Origin of the sequence: Streptomyces sp. x-19 (assembly GCF_046549115.1) — a bacterium.
Taxonomy (GTDB): domain Bacteria; phylum Actinomycetota; class Actinomycetes; order Streptomycetales; family Streptomycetaceae; genus Streptomyces; species Streptomyces albulus_C.
In genome coordinates this window covers 12,634-34,632 of record NZ_JAJPWK010000035.1, presented here as the reverse complement: position 1 = coordinate 34,632, position 21,999 = coordinate 12,634, and the positions used below count along the sequence as shown (strand labels likewise).

General features: G+C 74.4%; 15 protein-coding genes and 1 riboswitch. Of the genes, 5 read left to right on the top strand and 10 right to left on the bottom strand.

The features are described from left to right. Positions 1–8: 8 nt before the first annotated feature. Positions 9–195: riboswitch (cobalamin riboswitch) on the bottom strand. A gap of 157 nt (positions 196–352) precedes the next feature. Continuing rightward, positions 353–1,498: an acyl-CoA dehydrogenase family protein gene (locus ACLJT4_RS38865; protein ID WP_411129769.1), complete on the bottom strand. Its 1,146-nt coding sequence runs from the start codon at positions 1,496–1,498 to the stop codon at positions 353–355. A gap of 190 nt (positions 1,499–1,688) precedes the next feature. Between ACLJT4_RS38865 and ACLJT4_RS38860 the strand changes: the two genes are divergently transcribed. Then, on the top strand, positions 1,689–3,296 hold the full coding sequence (locus ACLJT4_RS38860; protein WP_411129768.1) for an AMP-binding protein: 1,608 nt from the start codon (positions 1,689–1,691) through the stop codon (positions 3,294–3,296). A 4-nt stretch (positions 3,297–3,300) separates the two neighbouring features. Beyond that, positions 3,301–4,170 (top strand): PaaX family transcriptional regulator C-terminal domain-containing protein, encoded by an 870-nt coding sequence (locus ACLJT4_RS38855; protein ID WP_411129767.1) that lies wholly within the window; start codon positions 3,301–3,303, stop codon positions 4,168–4,170. 126 nt (positions 4,171–4,296) lie between these two features. Here the strand turns inward: ACLJT4_RS38855 and ACLJT4_RS38850 are convergent, their stop codons facing one another. Then, on the bottom strand, positions 4,297–5,103 hold the full coding sequence (locus ACLJT4_RS38850) for an HAD family hydrolase (protein ID WP_344582155.1): 807 nt from the start codon (positions 5,101–5,103) through the stop codon (positions 4,297–4,299). Between the two features lie 452 nt (positions 5,104–5,555). Between ACLJT4_RS38850 and ACLJT4_RS38845 the strand changes: the two genes are divergently transcribed. Then, positions 5,556–6,206 (top strand): TetR family transcriptional regulator, encoded by a 651-nt coding sequence (locus tag ACLJT4_RS38845; RefSeq protein ID WP_411129766.1) that lies wholly within the window; start codon positions 5,556–5,558, stop codon positions 6,204–6,206. Between the two features lie 51 nt (positions 6,207–6,257). Here ACLJT4_RS38845 and ACLJT4_RS38840 read toward each other — a convergent pair whose 3' ends face one another. Beyond that, on the bottom strand, positions 6,258–7,289 hold the full coding sequence (locus ACLJT4_RS38840; protein ID WP_411129765.1) for an MDR family NADP-dependent oxidoreductase: 1,032 nt from the start codon (positions 7,287–7,289) through the stop codon (positions 6,258–6,260). Between the two features lie 194 nt (positions 7,290–7,483). On the opposite strand from ACLJT4_RS38840, the gene ACLJT4_RS38835 reads away from it, so the two are divergent. Further along, positions 7,484–8,101, top strand: a complete 618-nt coding sequence (locus ACLJT4_RS38835; protein ID WP_016574421.1) for a ScbR family autoregulator-binding transcription factor — start codon at positions 7,484–7,486, stop codon at positions 8,099–8,101. Between the two features lie 140 nt (positions 8,102–8,241). Further along, positions 8,242–9,276 carry a ScbA/BarX family gamma-butyrolactone biosynthesis protein gene (locus ACLJT4_RS38830; RefSeq protein ID WP_411129764.1) on the top strand — a complete coding sequence of 345 codons (1,035 nt, stop codon included), beginning with the start codon at positions 8,242–8,244 and terminating at the stop codon, positions 9,274–9,276. Between the two features lie 59 nt (positions 9,277–9,335). Here the strand turns inward: ACLJT4_RS38830 and ACLJT4_RS38825 are convergent, their stop codons facing one another. The 7 genes from ACLJT4_RS38825 to ACLJT4_RS38795 form a co-directional block, all read right to left on the bottom strand. Then, positions 9,336–11,735 carry an FAD-dependent monooxygenase gene (locus ACLJT4_RS38825; protein ID WP_411129763.1) on the bottom strand — a complete coding sequence of 800 codons (2,400 nt, stop codon included), beginning with the start codon at positions 11,733–11,735 and terminating at the stop codon, positions 9,336–9,338. After that, entirely contained in the window at positions 11,720–12,547 is an 828-nt protein-coding gene (locus ACLJT4_RS38820; RefSeq protein ID WP_411129762.1) for an enoyl-CoA hydratase family protein, read from the bottom strand. The genes ACLJT4_RS38825 and ACLJT4_RS38820 overlap by 16 nt, the downstream gene beginning before the upstream one ends. Before the next feature lie 255 nt (positions 12,548–12,802). Then, a complete protein-coding gene (locus ACLJT4_RS38815; protein WP_411129761.1) occupies positions 12,803–14,332 on the bottom strand; it encodes an amino acid permease in 1,530 nt (509 codons plus the stop codon). A 187-nt stretch (positions 14,333–14,519) separates the two neighbouring features. Next, positions 14,520–15,524, bottom strand: a complete 1,005-nt coding sequence (argF, locus tag ACLJT4_RS38810) for an ornithine carbamoyltransferase (RefSeq protein WP_411129760.1) — start codon at positions 15,522–15,524, stop codon at positions 14,520–14,522. Between the two features lie 356 nt (positions 15,525–15,880). Further along, a complete protein-coding gene (locus ACLJT4_RS38805; RefSeq protein WP_016574774.1) occupies positions 15,881–17,116 on the bottom strand; it encodes an arginine deiminase in 1,236 nt (411 codons plus the stop codon). 236 nt (positions 17,117–17,352) lie between these two features. Next, positions 17,353–20,013 (bottom strand): polynucleotide kinase-phosphatase, encoded by a 2,661-nt coding sequence (locus ACLJT4_RS38800; protein ID WP_411129780.1) that lies wholly within the window; start codon positions 20,011–20,013, stop codon positions 17,353–17,355. Positions 20,014–20,144: 131 nt separating this feature from the next. Beyond that, entirely contained in the window at positions 20,145–21,725 is a 1,581-nt protein-coding gene (locus ACLJT4_RS38795; RefSeq protein ID WP_411129759.1) for a 3' terminal RNA ribose 2'-O-methyltransferase Hen1, read from the bottom strand. Positions 21,726–21,999: the final 274 nt, after the last annotated feature.

The window sequence follows — 21,999 nt, the reverse complement described above, 5'->3', positions numbered from 1 at the left end:
CTCGTGGACAACACGGAACATCCCGCGGCCGGTATCCTGACTCCCGGATCAGCACGCGCTCCCCGGCCTTCCCGACGGACTGCTCCGTCAGTGGCCGGTCTCGTTCGGGGAGCGCATTCCCCGGTCACAGTGGCGGGACCGCGCCGGAATCGCACCGGCTTCCCTGCACCGCGGGCCTTGGTCACGACGATATAGTTGGACGTCCTAGTAAGTCCACCCTCGGCGGCCGGCGGCGACACCGGACGCACCGGGAAACAACACCCGCAAAGCCGCCGCGACCGCCCCGCCCCCGCGCGAGCGCCTGCGACGGCGGGGCGGTCGGGGTCGGCGCGGCCTCGGGCGCAGCGGTCTCTCAGACCGGCTGGCGACCGGCTTCGCGGTACAGCTCCTTGGCGATCAGCGAGCGTTGGACCTCCGTGGCGCCCTCGTAGATGCGGGGTGCGCGGACCTCGCGGTAGAGGTGTTCCAACAGGTGGCCGCGGCGCAGCGCGCGGGCGCCGTGGATCTGGACGGCGGCGTCGACGACCTCCTGTGCGGTCTCGGTGGCCAGGAGCTTGGCCATGGCCGAGCGGCGGGCGACGTCCGGGGCGCCGCGGTCGTAGGCGGCCGCGGCGGCGTAGACCAGGAGGCGGGCGGCCTCCACGCGGGTGGCCATCTCGGCCAGTCGGTGGCCGACGGACTGGAGTTCCCTGAGCGGCCCGCCGAACGCGGTGCGCGTCCCGGCGTGCGCCAGCGCGGCGTCCAACGCGGCCTGCGCCATGCCGACCGCGAAGGCGCCCACGCTCGGCCGGAAGAGGTTCAGGGTGCGCATCGCCACCCCGAACCCGCCGCCCACGTCACCGAGCACGTCCGCGTCGGTCACCGGTGTGCCGTCGAAGACCAGGGTGCCGATGGGGTGCGGGCTGAGCATGTCCAACGGTTCGCCGCCCAGCCCCGGGCGGTCGGCCGGGACGAGGAAGGCGGTGATGCCGCGGGCGCCGTCGGCACCGCCGGTGCGGGCGAAGACGGTGGCGAAGTCGGCCTCGGGGGCGTTGGAGATCCAGCACTTCTCACCGGTGAGCCGCCAACGGCCGGGCCCGTCGGGCGCGGCCGTCAGGGCGAGCGCCGCGGCGTCCGAGCCCGCGCCCGGCTCGCTCAGCGCGAAGGCCGCGACGGCCCGGCCGGCCGTCACCTCCGGTAGCCAGCGGGCCCGTTGGGCGTCCGTCCCGGACTGGAGGATCGGGCAGGTGCCCAGTCCTTGGAGCGCCAGCGCGGTCTCCGCCTCCGTGCACTCCTGCGCCAGCGATTCGCGCAGCAGGCACAGGTCCAGCGCCCTGGGGCTGCCGCCGTCGGGGAAGAGCCGGGCGAGCAGGCCCAGTTCGCCGAGGGCGGCGACCAGGGGCCGGTTGATCCGGCCCCCTCGCCCCTGCTCCGCGAGGGGGCGCAGCCGTTCGGCGGTCCGGGCGCGCAGCTCGGCGCACCATTGCTGTTCCTCCGGTCCCAGTGCGAATGCGGTCACGAGGCGGCTCCCTGGTAGCGGACCGGGCACGGCGACGGCCCGGCGGCCGGATATCGCGGTCTGTTGACTGCCGTCACGATGACGTTACGCTGACGAGGATCCGTACGGCAGTCCTCCCCGGTCCCCGCACCCGACCACCACCCCTCCCCGGCCGCGCGGCGGCCACCCGGCCCAAGGGGGCGCACCCCGCATGGAGCTACGGTCCTCGGCCCACACCGACACCTTCGCGCGCGACCGGCTGCCCCCGCCCGAGCAGTGGCCGCACCTCACCGACCTGGGCTATCCGGACCGGTTGAACTGCGGGGCGGAACTCCTCGACGGCACCATCGCCCGGCTGGGCCCGGACCGCCCCGCGGTCCGCGACGCGCACGGCCGGGCGTGGTCCTACGGGGAGTTGCAAGAACGCGTCGACGCGATCGCGCACGCTCTCACCGGCCCGTTGGGCGTCGTGCCCGGCAACCGGGTGCTGCTGCGCGGCCCCACCACGCCCTGGCTGGCCGCCTGCTGGCTCGCGGTCATGAAGGCCGGCGCGGTGGCGGTGACCGTCCTGGCGGCGCACCGGCCGGAGGAACTCGCCACGATCTGCGGGCTCGCCCGGGTCCGGCACGCACTGTGCGACGCGGGCGCGGTCGGCGACCTGGTCCGGGCGGGCGTCCCGGGGCTGCGCATCACGCCGTTCGGCGGGGACGGCCCGGACGACCTGACGCGGTGCGCCCGGCCCGGCGGCGCGCCGTACGCAGCGGTGCCGACCGCCTCCGACGACGTCGCGCTGATCGCCTTCACCTCGGGCACCACCGGCCGCCCCAAAGGGTGCCTGCACTTCCACCGCGACGTGCTGGCCATCGCGGACACCTTCTCCGCGCAGGTGGTGCGGCCGCGGCCGGACGACGTGTTCGCCGGCAGTCCGCCGCTCGGCTTCACCTTCGGGCTCGGCGGGCTGGTGGTCTTCCCGCTGCGGGTCGGCGCCTCGACGTACCTGGCCGACTGGAACGGGCCGGAGCGGATGCTCGCCGACGTCGCGGCGCACCGGATCTCGGTGCTGTTCACCGCGCCGACCGCCTACCGGGCGATGCTGCCCAAGCTCGCCGGGCACGACCTGGGCTCGCTGCGCCGCTGCGTGTCGGCCGGCGAGAACCTGCCGGCCGCGACGTGGCGGGCCTGGCACGAGGCGACCGGCCTGCGGATCATCAACGGGATCGGCGCCACCGAGCTGTTGCACATCTTCCTGTCCGCCGCCGACGACGCGATTCGGCCGGGGACGACGGGACTGCCGGTGCCCGGCTTCGAGGCGCGCGTGGTGGGCGCGGACGGCCGCCCGGTGCCGGACGGCGAACCGGGGCTGCTCGCGGTCCGCGGCCCGACCGGCTGCCGCTACCTGGCCGACCCCCGCCAGACCGGCTACGTCCGCGACGGCTGGAACGTCACCGGCGACACCTACCTACGGGACCGGGACGGCTACTTCCACTACGTGGCCCGCGCGGACGACATGATCATCTCGGCCGGGTACAACGTCGCCGGCCCCGAGGTGGAGGACGCCCTGCTGCGGCACCCGGACGTCACCGAAGCGGCGGTGGTCGGCCGGCCCGACGAGGACCGCGGTCAGCTGGTCGTCGCCCACGTGGTGCTGCGGGACGGCGTACCGCCCGGGCCGGAGACGGTCACCGCGCTCCGGGCCTTCGTCAAAACGCAGATCGCGCCCTACAAGTGCCCGCGCGAGGTGGTCTTCCACCCCGCGCTGCCGCGCACCCCGACCGGCAAACTCCAGCGGTTCCGGCTGCGCTCGCGCGAACTAGAGTGACCCGGTGAGCGACGAGCAAGCCCAGCACACCCCGCGGTCCCTGATCGTCACCTTCTACGGGGCCTACGGACGCGGCGGCACGCACCACCACCCGGATGCGCCCGGTCCGGTGCCGGTGGCCGCGCTGATCCGGCTGCTCGGCGTGCTCGGCGTGGACCCGCCGTCGGTGCGGTCCGCGGTCTCCCGGCTCAAGCGCCGCGGGCTGCTGGTCCCGGAGCGCACCGCCGCGGGCGCCGCCGCGTACGGCCTGTCGGAGGCGGGCCGCCAGCTGCTCGCGGACGGCGACCGCCGGATATTCGGGCGGCCGACCGGGCCGCCGCCGGGCTGGGTCCTGGCCGTCTTCTCCGTCCCCGAGGAGGAGCGCCACAAGCGCCACCTGCTGCGCTCCCGGCTGGCCGGCCTGGGCTTCGGCACCGCCGCCCCCGGCGTGTGGATCGCCCCCGCACACCTCTACGAGGAGACCCGGCACACCCTGGAGCGGCTCCAACTGGACCCCTACGTCGACCTGTTCACCGGTGCCCACGCCGGTTTCACGCCCACCGCACGGGCCGTGGCCCGCTGGTGGGACCTGGACGCCCTCGCCGCGCGGCACCGCGCGTTCCTGGCGGCGCACGAACCGGTGCTGGAGCACTGGACCCGGCGCCGCGCCGTTCCCCCCGAGGCCGCCTACCGCGACTATCTGCTCGCCCTGGACGCCTGGCGCCGCCTGCCCTACGCGGATCCCGGACTTCCGCCCGCCCTCCTGCCCCAGGACTGGCCGGGCGGCCGCGCGGCGGAGGTGTTCCGCCGACTGCACGACACACTGCGCGCGGCGGGCGCCCGTTACGCGCACGAGGCGACGGCGGGGACGTCCCGCACCCAGGACGCCGGCTGACCCGACCCGCCCGCCCCCCGGTCGGGCGGGAGGTTGCCCCGCGTCCTCGCACGTCCCGCGCCATCGCCTCCTGCCCGCGGCCCCGGTGTTCCCCCTGGGCCGCGGGCACACCCCGTGCCCCCGTCGTCAGCGTCGCCGCTGCTGCGCCCCCACCGGGACGGCGGCCCGGCGCGGCCGGACGACCGGCCCCGCGGCGGCCGCCGCCGGACGCGGGCGGGCGGCGGCGATCACCGACACCACGTCCTTGAAGGAGCTGCACATCCGCGTGCCGGCGACCGCGGCGAGTTCACCGAACGTTCCGCTGCCGTAGGTGACCGCGACCGGTTCCATGCGCGCGGTGACCGCCATCCGCATGTCCCCCACGGTGTCCCCCACATACGCGCTCTGCCAGGCCGGGACCCCCAGCCGGCCGGCCGCGCGCAGCACCATCTCCGGGTGCGGCTTGCCGCGGCGCACCATGTCCTGGCCCACAACCGGACCGACCAGGTCACGGATGCCCATCACGTCGAGCAGGGCCTCGGCGCTGCGGGTGGTCTTGGAGGTGGCCACGGCGAGTTCGACGCCGTGGGCGCGCAGCGCGGACAGCCCGGCCGTCACTCCGGGGTACAGCAGCTGCGGCCCCTGGCACAGGACCTCGTAGGCGAACAGTTCCCGGTAGCGGGAGATGGCGGCCTGGACCCGGCCGTCGTCCTCGGGTCGGCCCAGCAGCCGCCCGAACGCGGCGGCCGGGGGCTTGCCGATGGCCGTGGCCGCCTGCCGTGCCGTCACCGAACAGCCCTGCTCCGCGGCCACCTTGACCAGCAGCTTGCTGATCGCGGGCAGGGTGTTGGCGAGGGTGCCGTCCAGATCGAAGACGGCGGCCTTGAGGGTCTCACCGCCGGCGCTCCGCGCGCCTCTCACAGGACGTTCGCCGACTTCCATTGATACGCGCATGGAGGGGGACCTTTCCGGGTTCCGTGGGTGCGGGGGCTCGGGTGACTGTGCGGGCTCAGCTGGTCGGGCGGGCCTGCGGTCGACGACTGTGGCGGCAGAGGCGGTCTCGCCGAGGCGCACCGCTGTCCAAGGGCGGCACGCGACCGTCGAGGCGGCGGCATCGGAACGGATCGTCCCGTTTACCGCCTTCGGAGATTTAAAAACCGCCTGCGCTGTTTGTCAATGTGCCTTAGCCCCTCCCTGACGGTCGACAAGCCTCCCCAGGCCCACCACACTGGACATAGCCCCCAGGCGCCGGGCGGCGCACGACCCCGTCCCACCGGCCCGAGCGATCACTTCCCGACAGGTCAGCGGGGTTCCGGCCATTTCGCTCAGCCATAGCGAACCGCATGGTTGGTTTTCTCTGTAGACTGCAAACACGTTGCAGTCGTACGAGAGACGGGACGGACACCGTGCCCACGCAGCATCGCGCCATCCAAAGCCGTCAGGCGCTCATCCGCTCGGCCGCCGAGACCTTCCTGGAGAAGGGGGTGCCCGCCGCAGGCATGGTCGAGATCAGCCGGCGGGCCCGACTGAGCAAGGGCGCCCTGTACTTCCACTTCACGTCCAAGGACGACCTCACCCTCGCGGTGCGGGACGCCGCCCTGGCCACCCTCAACGAGATCGAGGAGGGCTTCGCGCGCTCCCCCGAGCCGCTGACCGTCGCGGTCCGGAACTTCGCCGTGGAACTGTTCGGCCGGGTGCAGACGGACGCGGTGCTGCGCGCCGGCCTGCGACTGCGCCCGGAGACCGCACCGGGTCTGGACATCCACGCCTTGGAGCAGCGCTGGTACGCGCTCTTCCTCGACAAGGCGGTCACCTGCCCCACCGGCACGCCGGTCGGCATCGGGGACGGGCTCACCGGCCCGCACCCCTCGGACGCCGAACCCCGCCGCACCGCCCAGCTGCTGACGTCGATCGTGGTGGGCCTGTTGCACCTGGGCGGCGGCGACCGGACGTGGTGGGACGCGGAGGCGGTCACCGGACTGTGGGGGCTGCTGCCCGCCGCGGCGGGCCGGGTCCCGGCCGGAATCCCGGCGCCGGCACAGGTCCCGGCCGGCTGACCGACCGCCCCGCGGCGCCCGCCCCCGCCGCGCACCGGCCCCGTGCCGGGTTCACAACTCCACGAGCACCGACCCGACATGGCGCCCCTGGGCCAGCTCGCAGAGCGCCCGCGGCGCCTGCTCGATCCCTTGCAGCAGGACGTGCGGGAAGGCGAGGGAGCCGTCCCGCAACCCCCGACCGAACTCCGCCGTCCACTCCGTCGGAAGGTCGGGATGCGCGTACACCCCGAAACCGCGCAGCGCCACCCGGCGCGTGATGATCAGCCCCGCGTCGAGCTCGACCGGACTGACCACCCCACCCCCCTCACCCATCTGGCTGGCGAGCGCGCCGACCAGCGCGAACCTGGCCTCCGGGCGCGCCAGCGCGAGCGCCGCCCGCAGCTGCTCGCCGCCGACGAGGTCCAGCAGCACGTCGATGCCGTCCGGCGCCGCCCGGCGCAACTGCTCCTCGATCGGCCCGGCATCCCGCACCACCGTGGCGTCATACCCCAACTCCGCGCGCAGTCGGGACGCCTTGGCCTCCGAACCGGTGCTGCCGATCACCCGGGCGGCGCCCAGGCGGCGGGCGAGCTGCCCGGCCATGCTGCCCACGCCGCCGGCCGCGCCGCTGACGAAGACGGTGTCGCCGGGACGGACCCCGGCCGCGCGGCGCAGCGCCCCCCAGGCGGTGGCCCCCTGGGAGAGGTGGGCGGCCGGGAAGGGCAGGGCGTCGGGATCCAGCCGCCGGGCGCGCGCCTCGTCGACGGCGGCGAACTCCCGCCAACCGTAGGGGTGGTGGACGAGGTCGCCGGGGGCGAGGGCGGTGCCCTCGGCGGCCACGACCTCGCCGACCGCGGCGCCCCACAGCGGCCGGCCGGGCTCGTAGGACGGCATCGGCAGCCGGGCGGTGGTCATCCGCGTGCGCATCGCCGCGGTGACCGCCATGAAGCGGGTGCGCACCAGCACCTGACCGGACCGGAGGGACGGCAGCGGCACCTCGGCCAGCTCGAAGTGACGCTCCGTCACTTGCCCACCCCCGGCCTGGCGAACGAGCCGCACTTCCCGGTGGACTGCGGGGAGGCCGGGTACGGCTGGGACGGTCATCGATCTGCTCCTCGGACGTTCGACGGCACCGCGCGGCACCGCTTCGCCGGACCACGCATTCCGGCCAGGGACGCGCCGTCCGCCATCAATACCGCACGGTTGGCTTCTTTATGATGCGGAAATAGACTGCGCGGCCACGGCAGCGGTGCGCGCCCGGGCACAACAACTCCAAGAGAGCATACGGAGGATGATCGGTGGTCAAGCAGGAACGCGCAGTGCGCACCCGGCGCGCCGTCCTCGAGGCCGCGGCTCACGTCATCGGAACCCGCGGCTACCAGGCCGCGACGATGGCGGAGATCATCCAGCGGGCCGGCGTCACCAAGGGAGCCGTCTACTTCCACTTCCGTTCCAAGGACGCCCTGGCGCGCGCGGTCATCCGGGAGCAGACCGAGCCGTTCGTGCCGCCGGTCAGCGACTCCCGCCTCCAGGACGCCATCGACTTCACCCACCAGGTCGCACTGGCGCTGCGCAGCGATCCGTTGCTGCAGGCCGGCACCCGGATCGCGGTCGAGACGACGTTCAGCGAGGAGCCGCTGGTCCCCTACCAGGCGTGGACCGACATCATCACCGCGATGTTCGGCGACGCCCGCGACAAGGGCGAACTGCTGCCCGCCGTCGTGCCGGAACGGGCCGCGGAGTTCTTCGTCGCCGCCTACATGGGCGTGCAGTTGTTCTCGCGGGCGGCGACCAACCGCGCCGACCTGCCCGAGCGGGTCACGGCCCTGTGGCGGCACACCCTGCCGGGCCTGGCGTCGCCGGGTGCGCTGAGCCATCTGGACCCGCAGGGCCGGTCCGCGCGGATCGCCGTCTGACCGTTCACCAGGAGTGTCGCCCTGTCGGGGGAACGGCCCGCTCAGCACTGGAAAACAAACCGCATGGTTCGTATCTTGTCCGGGGAGATCGGATGCCGTTCGCCAGGGCGCCGAGAGCCGTCCCCTCTGAAAGGACCTTCATGGCCAGCGCCATCCTCAGCCCGTCCGCGCGTGAGCGATCCGACGACGTCCCGGGGTGGTGGGCGGACGGAAACCGACCGCGGACGCTGACCACGACGGTACCGCGGGAGTACGTGCACCGGGCTGCGGTCTCCGAGGTGTTCCTGACCAACTGGCGGCAGGACGGGCCCGGCGGCTGGCTGGTGACGGCCCAGTGGCCCCGCGCGCACAGCTTCTACGGGTCGGCGGGCGGGCTGCACGATCCGCTGCTGCTGATCGAGACGGTGCGACAGGCGGGGATATTACTGAGCCACGTCGCGCACGGCGTGCCGCTGGACCACCCGATCATCTGGCAGAAGGTCAGCTACGTCCTGCGCCCGCAGGCGCTGCGCGCCACCCACACGCCGGCCGACGTCGCGCTGCACGTCACCGACCACGACGTGGTCCGCCGCCGCAAGCAGTTGGCCGGCGTCCGCCAGGAGTTCCACATCGTGCGCGACGGCGCCGAGCTGGCCCGGGCGTCCCTGACCTACACCTGCCACAGCCCGGCCGTCTACCGCCGGCTGCGCGGCGAGTACGGCGACCTGCTGCTCGCCAACGCCCGCCGGCTGCCGCCGTCGGAACCGGTCGCGCCGCCGGTGGTGGGCCGGGACCGGGCCGCCGACGTGGTGCTCTCCCCCGCCGGCCGCACCGGCCCCGGCGCCCGGGCCGAGTCCGCCGAGCCCGCCGAACGCTGGCAGTTGCGGGTGGACACCGCGCACCCGGTGCTGTTCGACCATCCCGTGGACCACGTCCCGGGCATGCTGATGGTCGAGGCGGCGCGGCAGGCCGCCCGCGCCGTGGCGCCCCACTGGTCGCTGCCGGTCGCGCTGGACTGCTCCTTCGCGCGGTACGCCGAGTTGGACGCGCCGTGTTGGGTGGGGGCCCGGGCCGCCGGGGCGGGCGCCGACGGCCGCCGGGAGGTGGCGGTGCGGGTCGAGCAGCACGGCCAGCCGGTGGTCGACGCCCGGGTCACCGGCCTGCCGCTGGCGCAGGCGTTGCCCGACCCCTGTTGACGGCGCGCCCGGTCCGCGCCCCGGATCGGCCCCGCCCCGCGCTGCGACCGGCCTCCCCGTCAGTGCAGCGTGAGGCGGGGCTTCGGCGCGTCGGTGCGGCCGGTGGGCGGGGTGCGGCTCCCGGCCTGGTAGGGCAGCGGCCAGGGGGCACCCGGACCGCTGTAGCCCTGTTCGGCGGCGGCGTGCAGGGTCCAGTGCGGGTCGTAGAGGTGGGGGCGGGCCAGGGCGCACAGGTCGGTGCGGCCGGCCAGGATCAGGGAGTTGACGTCGTCCCAGGAGGAGATGGCGCCGACCGCGATCACGGGCACGCCGAGGGTGTTGCGGATGCGGTCGGCGTACGGGGTCTGGTAGGAGCGGCCGAAGTCGGGACGCTCGTCGGGCACGACCTGGCCGGTGGAGACGTCGAGGGCGTCGGCGCCGTGCTCGGCGAAGGCGGCCGCGATGGCCACCGCGTCGTCGGGGGTGGTGCCGCCGTCCGCCCAGTCGGTGGCGGAGATCCGGACGGTCATGGGGCGGTCCGCCGGCCATTCTTCCCGTACCGCGTCGAAGACTTCGAGGGGGAAGCGGAGACGGCCGGCGAGGGAGCCGCCGTAGGCGTCGGTGCGCCGGTTGGTCAGGGGCGAGAGGAAGCCGGACAGGAGGTAGCCGTGCGCGCAGTGGAGTTCGAGGAGGTCGAAGCCGGCGCGGGCGGCGGCTGCGGCGGAGCGGGCGAACTGCTGCCGCACGACGCCGAGTTCGGTGGTGGTCAGGGCGTGTGGGATCTGGTTGACGCCGGGCCGGTAGGGCAGTGCGGAGGGGGCCACGAGCGGCCAGTTGCCGTCCGGGAGCGGTTGGTCGATGCCCTCCCACATCCGGCGGGTCGATCCCTTGCGGCCGGAGTGGCCGAGCTGCACGCCGACGGCGGTGCCGGGGGCCTGGGCGTGGACGAAGTCGGTGACGCGCCGCCAGGCCCGCTCGTGCTGCGGCGCGTACAGGCCGGTGCAGGCCGGGGTGATGCGGCCTTCGGGGCTGACGCACACCATCTCCGTCATCACCAGGCCGGCGCCGCCCAGTGCGCGGGCGCCGAGGTGGACGAGGTGGAAGTCGCCGGGGGTGCCGTCGCCGTCGGCCGTGTACATGTCCATCGGGGAGACCACGACCCGGTTGCGCAGGGTCAGGCCGCGCAGCCGGAAGGGGGTGAACATCGGTGGGGTCCCGGTGGGGACGCCCGCCGCCGCGGCCACCGCGTCGGTGAACCCCGCGTCGCGCAGCCGCAGGTTGTCGTGGGTGACCCGGCGGCTGCGGGTGAGCAGGTTGAAGGCGAACTGGTGCGGCGGCTGGTCGGTGTAGGTGGCGAGGTCCTCGAACCAGGCGAGGCTGGCGCGGGCGGCGCGTTGGGTGGAGGCGACGACCGGGCGGCGTTCGGCCTCGTAGGCGGCGAGGGCGTCCGGCAGGGCGGGCTGTTCCCGTAGGCAGGCGGCGAGGGCGAGGGCGTCCTCGACGGCGAGCTTGGTACCGGAGCCGATGGAGAAGTGGGCGGTGTGCGCGGCGTCGCCGAGCAGCACGATGCGGCCGTGCGACCAGCGTTCGTTGACGACCGTGCGGAACGCGATCCAGTGGGAGTTGTTGGTGCGCAGCGGACGGCCGCCGAGGGTGTCGGCGAAGAGCGCGGCGCACCAGGCGGCCGCCGCGGACTCGTCCTGGGCGTCGAGGCCGTTGGCGCGCCAGACCTCTTCGCGCATCTCGACGATGACCGTGCTGGCGCCGCCGTCCGGTACACCGGCGCGGTCGGCGGTCGGGTGAGGGGGCCGCGGGGCCCCGGACGAAGCCCGGGGAGGCGTCGGCGACGGGCGGGCGTACGGGTAGGCATGGAGCTGGGCGACGCCCCGGCCGGTGTCGGCGATCTCGAAGCGGAAGGCGTCCAGGGCGAAGTCGGCGGAGAGCCAGATGTAGCGGCAGCGGTGGGTGGTCAGCTGGGGTCGGAAGACGTCGGCGTGTGCGGTGCGGGTGGCGCTCTGCACGCCGTCGGCGGCGATCACCAGGTCGTGGTCGCGGGCGAGGCGGGCGGCCGGCGGGGCCTCGGTGCGGAAGACCAGCCGTACGCCCAGGGCTCGGCAGCGGTCGTGCAGGACGGCCAGCAGTCGGCGGCGGCCGAGGGCGGCGAAGCCGTGCCCGCCGGAGGTGAGGGTGCGGCCGCGGTGCACGATGTCGATGTCGTCCCAGCGCACGAACTCCGCTTGGAGCGCGCGGTAGACGTCCGGGTCGGCGTGCTCGATGCCGCCGAGGGTCTCGTCGGAGAGGACGACGCCGAAGCCAAAGGTGTCGTCGGGGGCGTTGCGCTCCCAGACGGTGACCTCCCGGCCCGGGTCGAGGCGTTTGAGCAGGGCAGCGGCGTAGAGCCCGCCGGGGCCGCCGCCGAGGACGGCGACCTTCAGCGGGCGGTGGTCCGGGCCCGCGGGGGCGGTCACTTCCCCTGCCACTTGGGCGGCCGCTTCTCGGTGAACGCGGCGTGGAACTCGGCGTAGTCGGCGCTGTTCATCAGCAGGGCCTGGGTGGCGGCGTCCAGTTCGACGGCGGCGGCCAGCGGCATGTCGAGTTCGGCGGTGAGCAGGGCCTTGGTCTGGGCGTGGGCCAGCGCGGGGCCCTCGGCGAGCCGGCGGGCCAGGGCGGCGGCCCGTTCGTCGGCGCGGCCCTCCTCGGCGAGTTCGCTGATCAGGCCGAGGCGTTCGGCCTCGGGGGCGCGGACCGGGTCGCCGAGCATCAGGACCCGGGTGGCGTGGCCGAGGCCGATGACCCGCGGCAGCAGGTAGGCGGCGCCCATGTCGCCGCCGGAGAGGCCGACGCGGGTGAAGAGGAACGCGAAGCGGGCGGAGGGGTCGGCGACGCGGAAGTCGGCGGCCAGGGCGAGCACCGCGCCTGCGCCGGCGGCCACGCCGTGCACCGCCGCGATGACCGGGAAGGGGCATTCCCGGATGGCGCGGACGACCTGCCCGGTCATCCGGTTGAAGTCCAGGAGTTGGGCGGTGTCCATGCCGAGGGTGACGCCGATGATCTCCTCGACGTCGCCGCCGGAGCAGAAGCCGCGGCCCTCGCCGGCCAGCACCAGCGCGCGCACCGAGCGCTCCCGGGAGAGTTCGGCGAGCAGGTCGCGGAGGTCGGCGTAGGCCGCGAAGGTGAGGGCGTTGAGCTTCTCGGGACGGGCGAGGGTGACGGTGGCGACGCCGTCCTGGGTGGTGACCCTGATGTGGCGCCATGCGCCGGTGCTGCGGGCGGATCCTGCGAACGGGCTCATCGGTCTGCCTGCCCCCTTCAGCCGGATGGCTGGTGCGTGCGGTGGCCGCGGATGCGGTGGCGGTGCGGGACGCGCGAAATGCCCCTCGAAGCTATCACTGGTTCGTGACCGTCGTCAGGAGGGCGCGATACCCGGAACGGGGCGGCGGGGGCGCGTCCGGCACGGCCTGAAGGGGGCGACAGGGCCGGCGGCACTGCGCCACGCGGCGGTGCAGTGCAGTGCGGTGTAGCGCGGTGCGGTGCGGTGCGGTGTGGTTCAGGCTTCCTGCGTCGCGGGGGCCGCGGCCGTCGTGGCGGCAGGGACGGCCCCGTCGTGCGCGGCCTCGTCCGGATCGGCGTCGGGACGCGAGGCCGGGCCGCCTGCCGCGCCGTCGACGCCGGCCGCGAGGCGGGAACGGCGCCGCCCGTAGAGCGAGTAGAGCACCGCGCCGACGGCGAGGAACCCGGCGAACTGGAGCCAGGTGGCCGGGCCGGTGCCGTAGACGAGGTAGCCGCAGAAGGCGACGCCGAGCAGGGGGCTGAGCGGCGAGAGCGGGACCCGGAAGCGGCGCGGCAGGTCGGGCCGGGTGCGGCGCAGGACCAGGACGCTGACGTTGACCACCGCCATCACGGCCAGCGTGCCGACGCTGCTCAGGTTCATCACCATGTCCAACGGGACGACGGCGGCCGGGACCGCGAAGACCAGGGCGACGATCCAGGTGTTGGCGACGGGCGTGGCGGTGCGCGGCGAGACCCGGGCGAAGACCCGCGGGACCAGGCCGTCGCGGGCCATCGACATCAGGATGCGGGTCTGGCCGTACATCACGGCGAGGACCACGGAGGCGATGGCGACGACCGCGCCGAAGGCGATCACCGCGCCGCCGATGTCGGAGTGCGTGACCCGGTCGACGATCAGCGACAGCGCCGCGGGCCGGCCGGCGACCTCCCCGGAGGAGAGCGCCCCGATGGCGGCCAGGGCAACCAGGCAGTACAGCACGGTGACCACCCCGATGCAGATCATGATCGCGAGGGGGACGTTGCGGCGCGGGTTGCGCACCTCCTCGCCGGCGGTGGTGATCGAGTCGAAGCCGATGTACGAGAAGAACGCGACGGAGGCACCGGAGGTGATCCCGGCGAGGCCCTCCGGGGCGAACGGGGAGAGGTTGCCGCTGCGGAACGCGCCGAAGCCGATCACGCAGAACAGCACCAGGACCGCCAGCTTGAGGACCGCCATCGCGGCGGTGGCGCGGGCGCTCTCCCGGACCCCGCGGACCAGCAGCAGCGCGGCCAGCAGCACCACGACCACGGCGGGGAGGTTGACGACGCCGCCGTCGCCGGGCGGGTTGGCGAGCGCGGCGGGCAGCTGCCAGCCGGTGAGGCTCCCCAGCAGTTGGTTGAGGTACTGGCCCCAGCCGACGGCGACCGCCGAGACCGAGATGCCGTATTCGAGCAGCAGGCACCAGCCGACGAGGAAGGCGGTGCGCTCGCCGAGGGTGGCGTAGGCGTAGGAGTAGGAGCTGCCGGAGACCGGGATCGCGCCGCCCAGTTCGGCGAAGGAGAAGGCGGTGAAGACGCAGGTGACGGCCGCCAGGACGAAGGAGACGACGACCGCGGGGCCGGCCTGGGCGACGGTGTCGGAGAGCCCGACGAAGATGCCCGTGCCGACGACGGCGCCGATGCCGAAGCAGACGAGCTGGAACAGGCCCATGCTGCGCCGCAGCCCGTGGCCGTCGAGGTCCGCGCCGGATTCGGCGATGAGCAGGTCGGGGGACTTGATGCGCAGTCCCGACGCGCCTGGGCGGGGCATGGGGTGGTTCTCCCTCTGGTGGTGCGAGGCGCGCGGCGCGGGTGGGCCGGGCACGCAGCGGGGCCCGGACCGGTGGGTCCGGACCCCGTGAGCGGCTCGATGGTACCCATCTCCGCCGCAAGATCGTGCAGGTGGGCGCACGGCGCTGCGCCGCCCGGTGCACCGCCGGCGGCGGTCGCCGCCGGCCTCAGAGGGCCAGCGTCGCCACCAGCACGGCCTTGATGGTGTGCATGCGGTTCTCCGCCTCGTCGAAGACCACCGAGTGCGCGGACTCGAAGACCTCGTCGGTGACCTCCAGCGAGTCCAGGCCGTGGCGGGCGTGGATCTCCCGGCCGATCTCGGTGCCGAGGTCGTGGTAGGCGGGCAGGCAGTGCAGGAACTTCACGCCGGGCTTGCCGGTGGCGCGCAGCACGTCCATCGTGACCGCGTACGGGGTGAGCAGGGCGATCCGCTCGTCCCAGACCTCCTTGGGCTCGCCCATGGAGACCCAGACGTCGGTGGCGACGAAATCGGCGCCCCGCACGCCCTCGGCGACCTCTTCGGTGAGGGTGATCCGGGCCCCGCTGGTCTCCGCGAGCGCGCGCGCCCGGGCGATGACGGTCTCCTCGGGCCACAGCTTCCGGGGGGCCACGATCCGCACGTCCATGCCGAGGAGGGCGCCGGTGACGAGGTAGGAGTTGCCCATGTTGTTGCGGGCGTCGCCGAGGTAGGCGAAGGCGGTCTCCGTCAGGGGCCGGCCGCCGCCGTGCTCGATCATGGTCAGGACGTCGGCGAGCATCTGGGTCGGGTGCCAGTCGTCGGTGAGCCCGTTGTAGACGGGCACCCCGGCGTGCGCGGCGAGCTCCTCGACGTCGGCGTGGCGGCTGCCGCGGAACTCGATGGCGTCGAACATCCGGCCGAGGACCCGGGCGGTGTCCTTGACCGACTCCTTGTGCCCCATCTGCGAGCCGGACGGGTCGAGGTAGGTGGTGGTCGCGCCCTGGTCGGCGGCGGCGACCTCGAAGGAGCAGCGGGTCCGGGTGGAGGTCTTCTCGAAGATCAGGGCGATGTTGCGGCCGTTCAGGCGGCGGACCTCGGCACCGGCGCGCTTGGCCGCCTTCAGCTCGGCGGCCAGGTCGATCAGTCGGTGGAATTCCTCGGCGCTGTAGTCCAGCTCCTTGAGGAAGTGGCGGCCCGTGAGGTCTATCGCCATGGGGGGCTCCTGGTTCGCGGCGGTCGGGGTGGGAGGGTCGGACCGGTTCCGGACCGCAACCGGGTGCGGGCCCGGTGGGCGGATCGGCCCCGCGGCGGGCTCGTTCCCGTGCGGACCCTGGAAGTCTATACGAGCATCCGTATCTCTATACGATGCTGCCCCCGGGAGCGCGCGCCAATCCCGTACGCCCCGGCGCACGGGAGGCGCACCGGGGCCCGCCCCCACCGTGGCACGGGGCCCGCGTCATCCCCCGCCGATGCGGGCCGACCGGCCCGCACACCCCGCGCCCCCACACCCGCGCCCCCCACACCCGCGTCCCGCGTCCCGCGTCCTGGGTCCTGAGTCCTGCGTCCCGGTCAGCCCAGGCCCGGCACGGGGTCCCGCGTCACCGGACAGCTCATGCAGCGCGGGCCGCCGCGGCCCCGGCCCAGTTCGCTGCCGGGGATCGTGATCACCTCGATGCCGCGCTTGCGCAGGAAGGTGTTGGTGGTGACGTTGCGCTCGTAGGCGACCACCACGCCCGGCTCCACCGCCAGGACGTTGCAGCCGTCGTCCCACTGCTCGCGCTCGGCCGCGTGGACGTCCTGGGTCGCGGTGAGCACCCGGATGTCGGCCAGCCCCAGGGAGGCCGCTATGGCGCGGTGCATGTGCTCCGGCGGATGGTCGGTGACCTTGAGGTCCTGGGCGCCCGCCCCCGGTTCGATGGTGTACGAGCGGAGCATGCCCAACCCGGCGTACTGGGTGAAGGTGTCCCCGTCGACCATCGTCATGACCGTGTCCAGGTGCATGAACGCCCGCCGCTTGGGCATGTCCAGCGCCACGATCGTCTGGGCGGAACCCGCGGCGAACAGCCCGCGCGCCAGGAGTTCCACCGCCTGCGGAGTGGTCCGCTCGCTCATGCCGATCAGCACCGCGCCGTTGCCCAACACCAGGACGTCGCCGCCCTCGATCGTCGAGGGGTAGTCCGCCTGGCCCTCGGACCAGACGTGGAACGGCGCGTCGCGGAAGAGCGGGTGGTGGTGGTAGATGGCCTCGTAGTGCACGGTCTCGCGCTGCCGGGCGGGCCAGCGCATCGAGTTGATCGACACCCCGTCGTAGATCCAGGCGGAGGTGTCGCGGGTGAAGAGGTGGTTGGGCAGCGGCCCCAACAGGAAGTCGTCGAGGTCCATCACGTGAAAGCGGACCGAGGTGGGTTCGGGGTGGCGTTCCAGGAACTCGCGCTTGGTCATCCCGCCGACCAGCGCCTCGACGAGTTCGGGCACCGGCAGTTGTTCGAACGCCGCCCGCAGGTGGTCGGTCGCCAGCGGCCCGTACTCCTTCTCGTCGAAGACCCGGTCCAGGACCAGCGTCCGCGCTTCGGGGATCTGCAGGCTCTCGGCCAGCAGGTCCCCGAAGAGGTGGACCTCGACGCCCCGGTCGCGGAGCACGTCGGCGAACCCGTCGTGCTCGGCCCGGGCCCGGCGCACCCACAGCACGTCGTCGAAGAGCAGGGTGTCCTTGTTGGACGGGGTGAGCCGCTTCAGTTCCAGATCGGGGCGGTGCAGGATCACCCGGCGCAGCCGGCCGGCCTCTGAGTCGACATGGAATCCCATCTCCCCATCTTGTCCGCTCCGGGCGCACGACGTCGGGAGTCGCGCCATGTCGGGGGGCGTCGGGTGACGGCGGCGGGGGGACGGCCGGGGCGGGCCCGCGTCCCGGCCGGACGGCCACCGGCCTCCGCCGCCACTTCACCCGGGCGACGGGCGGGCCCGCGGTCGACTGCCGGCGGACGCGGCGGGCGGCGCTCGGGTGGTCCGAACCACCCGAGCGCCGCCCGGGGCGTGGCCTGTCACAGCCGCGGGTCGACCGGCTCCGACTCCAGCGCGAGCACCGCGAAGACCGCTTCGTGGACCCGCCAGAGCGGTTCCCCGTCCGCCAGCCGGTCGAGCGCCTCCAGGCCCAGTGCGTACTCGCGCAGGGCCAGCGAGCGCTTGTGCCCCAAGTGCCGGGCGCGCAGGCGCCGCAGGTTCTCCGGGCGGGTGTACTCCGGGCCGTAGACGATCCGCAGGTACTCCCGCCCGCGGCACTTGACGCCCGGCTGCACGAGCCGCCCGTCCGGCTGCCGGACCAGCGCGCCGACCGGCTTGACCACCATGCCCTCACCGCCGCCGGCGGTCAGGTCCAGCCACCACGCGACGCCGGCCGCGACCGACTCCTCGTCCTCCGTGTCGACGACCAACCGCCGGGTCGGCGCGAGCAGTCCCGTGCGGTCGGCGGCGGGCCCCCCGGCCTCCGGTGCGGCGTCGCCGGCCTCGTCCAACAGGGCCCGTTCGGCCGCCAACAGCCGGTCGATCAGGGCCAGTTGCTCGGTGTGCGGTACGGCCGCCAGGCTGCGGCCCTCCACGGCGAGCAGGTGGAACGGGGCGAGCCGGATGCCGGCCAGCCCGCCGGACCCGGCAGCGCCCGCGCCCGGCGCCGCCTCCCCGACCCGCCAGCAGTACCGCCGGTAGGCGTCGGTGAACGCCGCGGCGTCGGCGGCCCGCCCGCGCTGGCGGTCGAGCAGCGACGCCACGTCGACCCCGCGGGCGGCCGCCGCCTCCAACGCGCCGAGCGCCTCCGGGAACACCGCCCCGGCGGCCGCGCCGACCGCCGCGTACTGCGTCCGCAGCAGCCCCGTCGCCTTGAGGGACCAGGGCATCAACTCGGCGTCCAGGAGCAGCCACGAAGTGTCCAGCTCCGCCCACAGTCCGGCCCGTTCCACGCAGTCCCGGACCCGGCCGAGCAGCCGCTCCGTCCGCGCGCGGTCGTCGAAGAACGGTCGGCCGGTGCGGGTGTAGACGGCGCCCGACACCCCTTCCGAGGCGCCCGACACACCGAACCGCTCGCGGGCCACCGCCGCGGAGCGGCAGACCAGCACCACCGCCCGCGACCCCATGTGCTTCTCCTCGCACACCACCTCGCGCACGCCCGCCGCGCGGTACTCGGCGAACGCCTCCCGCGGGTGCTCCAAGAAGCCCTCGCCCCGGGCGTCCGCCTCGTCGGACGGCTGGGCGGTCGCGCAGGGCGCCATGGTCGGCGGGAGGTACGGCAGCAGCCGCGGATCCAGCGCGAAGCGGCTCATCACCTCCAGTGCCGCCGCGGCGTTCTCCTCCCTGACGGCGAGACGGCCCATGTGGCGGGTCTCGACCGTCCGCCGACCGGCGACGTCCCCGAGGTCCAGCGGGCGGCCGTCCGCCCCGCCCGGCGCCTCGGCCGCCAGCGGCTTGGTGGGCTCGTACCAGACCCGCTCGGCCGGCACGTCGACCAGTTCGCGCTCCGGCCAGCGCAACGCGGTCAGTTTCCCGCCGAAGGTGCAGCCGGTGTCCAGGCAGAGGGTGTTGTTGAGCCAGCCGGCGCGCGGGGTGGGCGTGTGCCCGTAGACGACGGCGGCGCGACCGCGGTACTCCTCCGCCCACGGGTAGCGCACGGGCAGCCCGAACTCGTCGGTCTCGCCCGTGGTGTCGCCGTACAGCGCGAAGGAACGCACCCGGCCCGACGTGCGGCCGTGGTACTTCTCCGGCAGTCCGGCGTGGCACACCACCAGTGCGCCGCCGTCGAGGACGTAGTGACTGACCAGCCCCTTGATGAACGTCGCGACCCCGGCGCGGAACGCCTCGTCCTCCTTCGCCAACTGCTCGACGGTTTCGGCCAGGCCGTGGGTGTGCTGCACCGTGCGGCCGTCGAGGTGCCGGCCGAGCTTGTTCTCGTGGTTCCCGGACACGCACAGGGCGTGGCCGGACGCCACCATGCCCATCACCAGGCGCAGCACGCCCGGGCTGTCCGGCCCCCGGTCGACGAGGTCGCCGACGAAGACCGCCGTGCGGCCCTCGGGGTGCACCGCGTCCACGGCCCGCCCCTCGGCGTCCCTGGCGAGCGCGTAGCCGAGCCGGTCGAGCAGGGTCTCCAGCTCCGCGCGGCACCCGTGGACGTCACCGACGACGTCGAACGGCCCCGTCAGGTGTCGCAGGTCGTTGAACCGCCGCTCCCGGACGACCTCGACGTCCTCGACCTCCCGCGCGCCGCGCAGGACGTGCACCGTCCGGAACCCCTCGCGCTCCAACTTGCCCACCGAACGGCGCAGTTCGCGCTGGTGGCGCTGGATGACGCGGCGCGGCAGCCCGGCCCGGTCGGCGCGCGCCGCGTTCCGCTCCGCGCAGACGTGTTCGGGCACGTCCAACACGATCGCGACCGGCAGCACGTCGTGCTCGCGGGCCAGCCGCACCAACTGGGCGCGCGACTCGGCCTGCACGTTGGTGGCGTCCACCACCGTCAACCGGCCGGCCGCGAGCCGCTTGCCGACGATGAAGTGCAGCACCTCGAACGCGTCACCGCTGGCGGACTGATCGTTGTCGTCGTCGCTGACCAGCCCCCGGCAGAAGTCCGACGAGATCACCTCGGTGGGCTTGAAGTGCCGGGCGGCGAAGGTCGACTTGCCGGAGCCGGTCGCGCCGATCAGCACCACCAGCGACATGTCGGGCACGCCGAGCGCCCGCGGTGCCGGCCCCAGCACCGGGCCCGGCACCGGGCCCGGCGCACCGGACTCCGCCCCCGCGGCCGGCATCTCGGCGCCCGGCTGCGGCCCTGACGTGCGGTTCCCGTCCGTCATGCCGCCGCCTCCTTCCCACCGACCGGCCCGCCACCGGCGCGGCTCGCCTCCGCCGCGCCCTCGACGCGCTCTGCCCCGCTCATTCCCCTGCTACCTCTTGCGTCCTTCGTTCCGTGCTTGCCGCCCCCACGGGCGGATCCGTCCTCGCGGCTGAAGCACGCCAGTTGGGTGGGTGCCCCGACCTCCGGGTCCTCCGGCCCCACCGGGCCGAACGTCACCGCGTAGCCGTGCCGCGCGCCGACGTCCTCCGCCCAGCGCCGGAACTCCTCCCGCGTCCACTCGAACCGGTGGTCCGGGTGCCGCACCCGCCCTGCGGGCAATGACTCCCAGCGCACGTTGTACTCGACGTTGGGCGTGGTCACGACAACCGTCCGGGGCCGGGCGGCGCCGAACACCGCGTACTCCAGCGCCGACAACCGCTCCGGGTCCACGTGCTCCACGACCTCGCTGAGCACCGCCGCGTCGAAGCCCTTGAGCCGCCGGTCGACATACGCCAGCGAGCCCTGGAGCAGCCGCACGCGCTGCGCCTGCCGCTCGGGCATCCGCTCCAGGTGGAGCCGGCGCCGGGCCTCCTGGAGCGCCCGCATCGAGACGTCCATCCCGACGACCTCGGTGAACTGCGCCTCCTTGAGGAGCGCACCGGTCAACTGCCCCTGTCCACACCCCAGATCGAGGACCCGGGCCGCGCCGGTCGAGCGCAGCACGCCGAGGATCGCGTCCCGCCGCCGCACGGCGAGCGGCACGGGCCGCTCCTCGGTGTCGGCCGCCTCGTCCACCGCGTTGTCGATCTCCTCGACCGCCGTGTCGTCGGTCTGGGCCAGCCGCTCCAGCTCCAGCCGCGCCATCGCCTCACGGGCCAACGCCCCGCGGCGGGCCAGATACCGGCCGACGATCAGCCGCTGCTCCGGATGGCCCTCCAGCCATCCCTCGCCGGCCCGCAGCAACTTGTCGACCTCGTCGGGTGCCACCCAGTAGTGCTTGGCGTCGTCCAGGACCGGCAGCAGCACATACAGGTGCCGCAGCGCGGCGGCCAGGTCGCACGCGCCCTCCAGGACCAGCCGCACATAGCGCGAGTCGCCCCACTCGGGGAAGGTGTCGTCCAACGGCAGCGGCTCGGCCCGCACCGACCAGCCCAACGGCCGGAACAGCTTCTCCACCAGCGCGCCACCGCCGCGGGCGGGCAGCACCGGCACCTCGATGCGCAACGGCAGCGGTCGCCCGACCAGCTCCGGGCGGGCCGCGCACTGTCCCTTCATCGCGCTGGCGAAGACGCTCCGCAACGCGACCGCCAACAGCGACGACGCCGCGTAGGGCCGGTCGTTCACGTACCGCGCCAGCGCCGCGTCCGGGGCCCCGCCACGGCCCTTCCCGCTCCCCCGGCGGACCAGGGCCACGGGATCGACCTCCAACAGCAGTGCGGCCGTGCACCGTTCCGCGTGCGCCTCCGGGTAGAGGACGTGCGCGGTGCCGTACGAGGTCGAGAACTGTTGCGCCTTGTCGGGATGCTTGTGCAACAAGAACCCGAGGTCGGTCGCGGGACGGTCGGTGGTACCCGTGGTGGTGATGGTCAGAAACACACGATGAGTATCGGTGTGGACGGTGCCTCACCCCCACCCATTTTCCGCGCGCCGCGGCCAGGCAGCGGGCAGCAGGCGGCGGGAGCGGGCAGCGGGCAGCGGGCAGCGGGCAGTCTCACGCTCCGGGCCTCCGCGACCCGCCGCACCCCGGATCGCGCCGTCCCACCCGCGCCGTCCCACCCGCGACGTCCCCGCCCGTGACGTGCTCGCCCCGGGCGGGGACGGACCGGGCGCGTGCCCGAGGACGCGACCGTTGGCCGCCCGCCCCGCCCCC

Bases quoted from the DNA above. Each gene is read 5' to 3' on its own strand.
- ACLJT4_RS38860 (WP_411129768.1), top strand. From the start codon at position 1,689: ATGGAGCTACGGTCCTCGGCCCACACCGACACCTTCGCGCGCGACCGG.
- ACLJT4_RS38850 (WP_344582155.1), bottom strand. From the start codon at position 5,103: ATGCGCGTATCAATGGAAGTCGGCGAACGTCCTGTGAGAGGCGCGCGG.
- ACLJT4_RS38840 (WP_411129765.1), bottom strand. From the start codon at position 7,289: ATGACCGTCCCAGCCGTACCCGGCCTCCCCGCAGTCCACCGGGAAGTG.
- ACLJT4_RS38830 (WP_411129764.1), top strand. From the start codon at position 8,242: ATGGCCAGCGCCATCCTCAGCCCGTCCGCGCGTGAGCGATCCGACGAC.
- ACLJT4_RS38820 (WP_411129762.1), bottom strand. From the start codon at position 12,547: ATGAGCCCGTTCGCAGGATCCGCCCGCAGCACCGGCGCATGGCGCCAC.
- ACLJT4_RS38815 (WP_411129761.1), bottom strand. From the start codon at position 14,332: ATGCCCCGCCCAGGCGCGTCGGGACTGCGCATCAAGTCCCCCGACCTG.
- argF (WP_411129760.1), bottom strand. From the start codon at position 15,524: ATGGCGATAGACCTCACGGGCCGCCACTTCCTCAAGGAGCTGGACTAC.
- ACLJT4_RS38805 (WP_016574774.1), bottom strand. From the start codon at position 17,116: ATGGGATTCCATGTCGACTCAGAGGCCGGCCGGCTGCGCCGGGTGATC.
- ACLJT4_RS38800 (WP_411129780.1), bottom strand. From the start codon at position 20,013: ATGTCGCTGGTGGTGCTGATCGGCGCGACCGGCTCCGGCAAGTCGACC.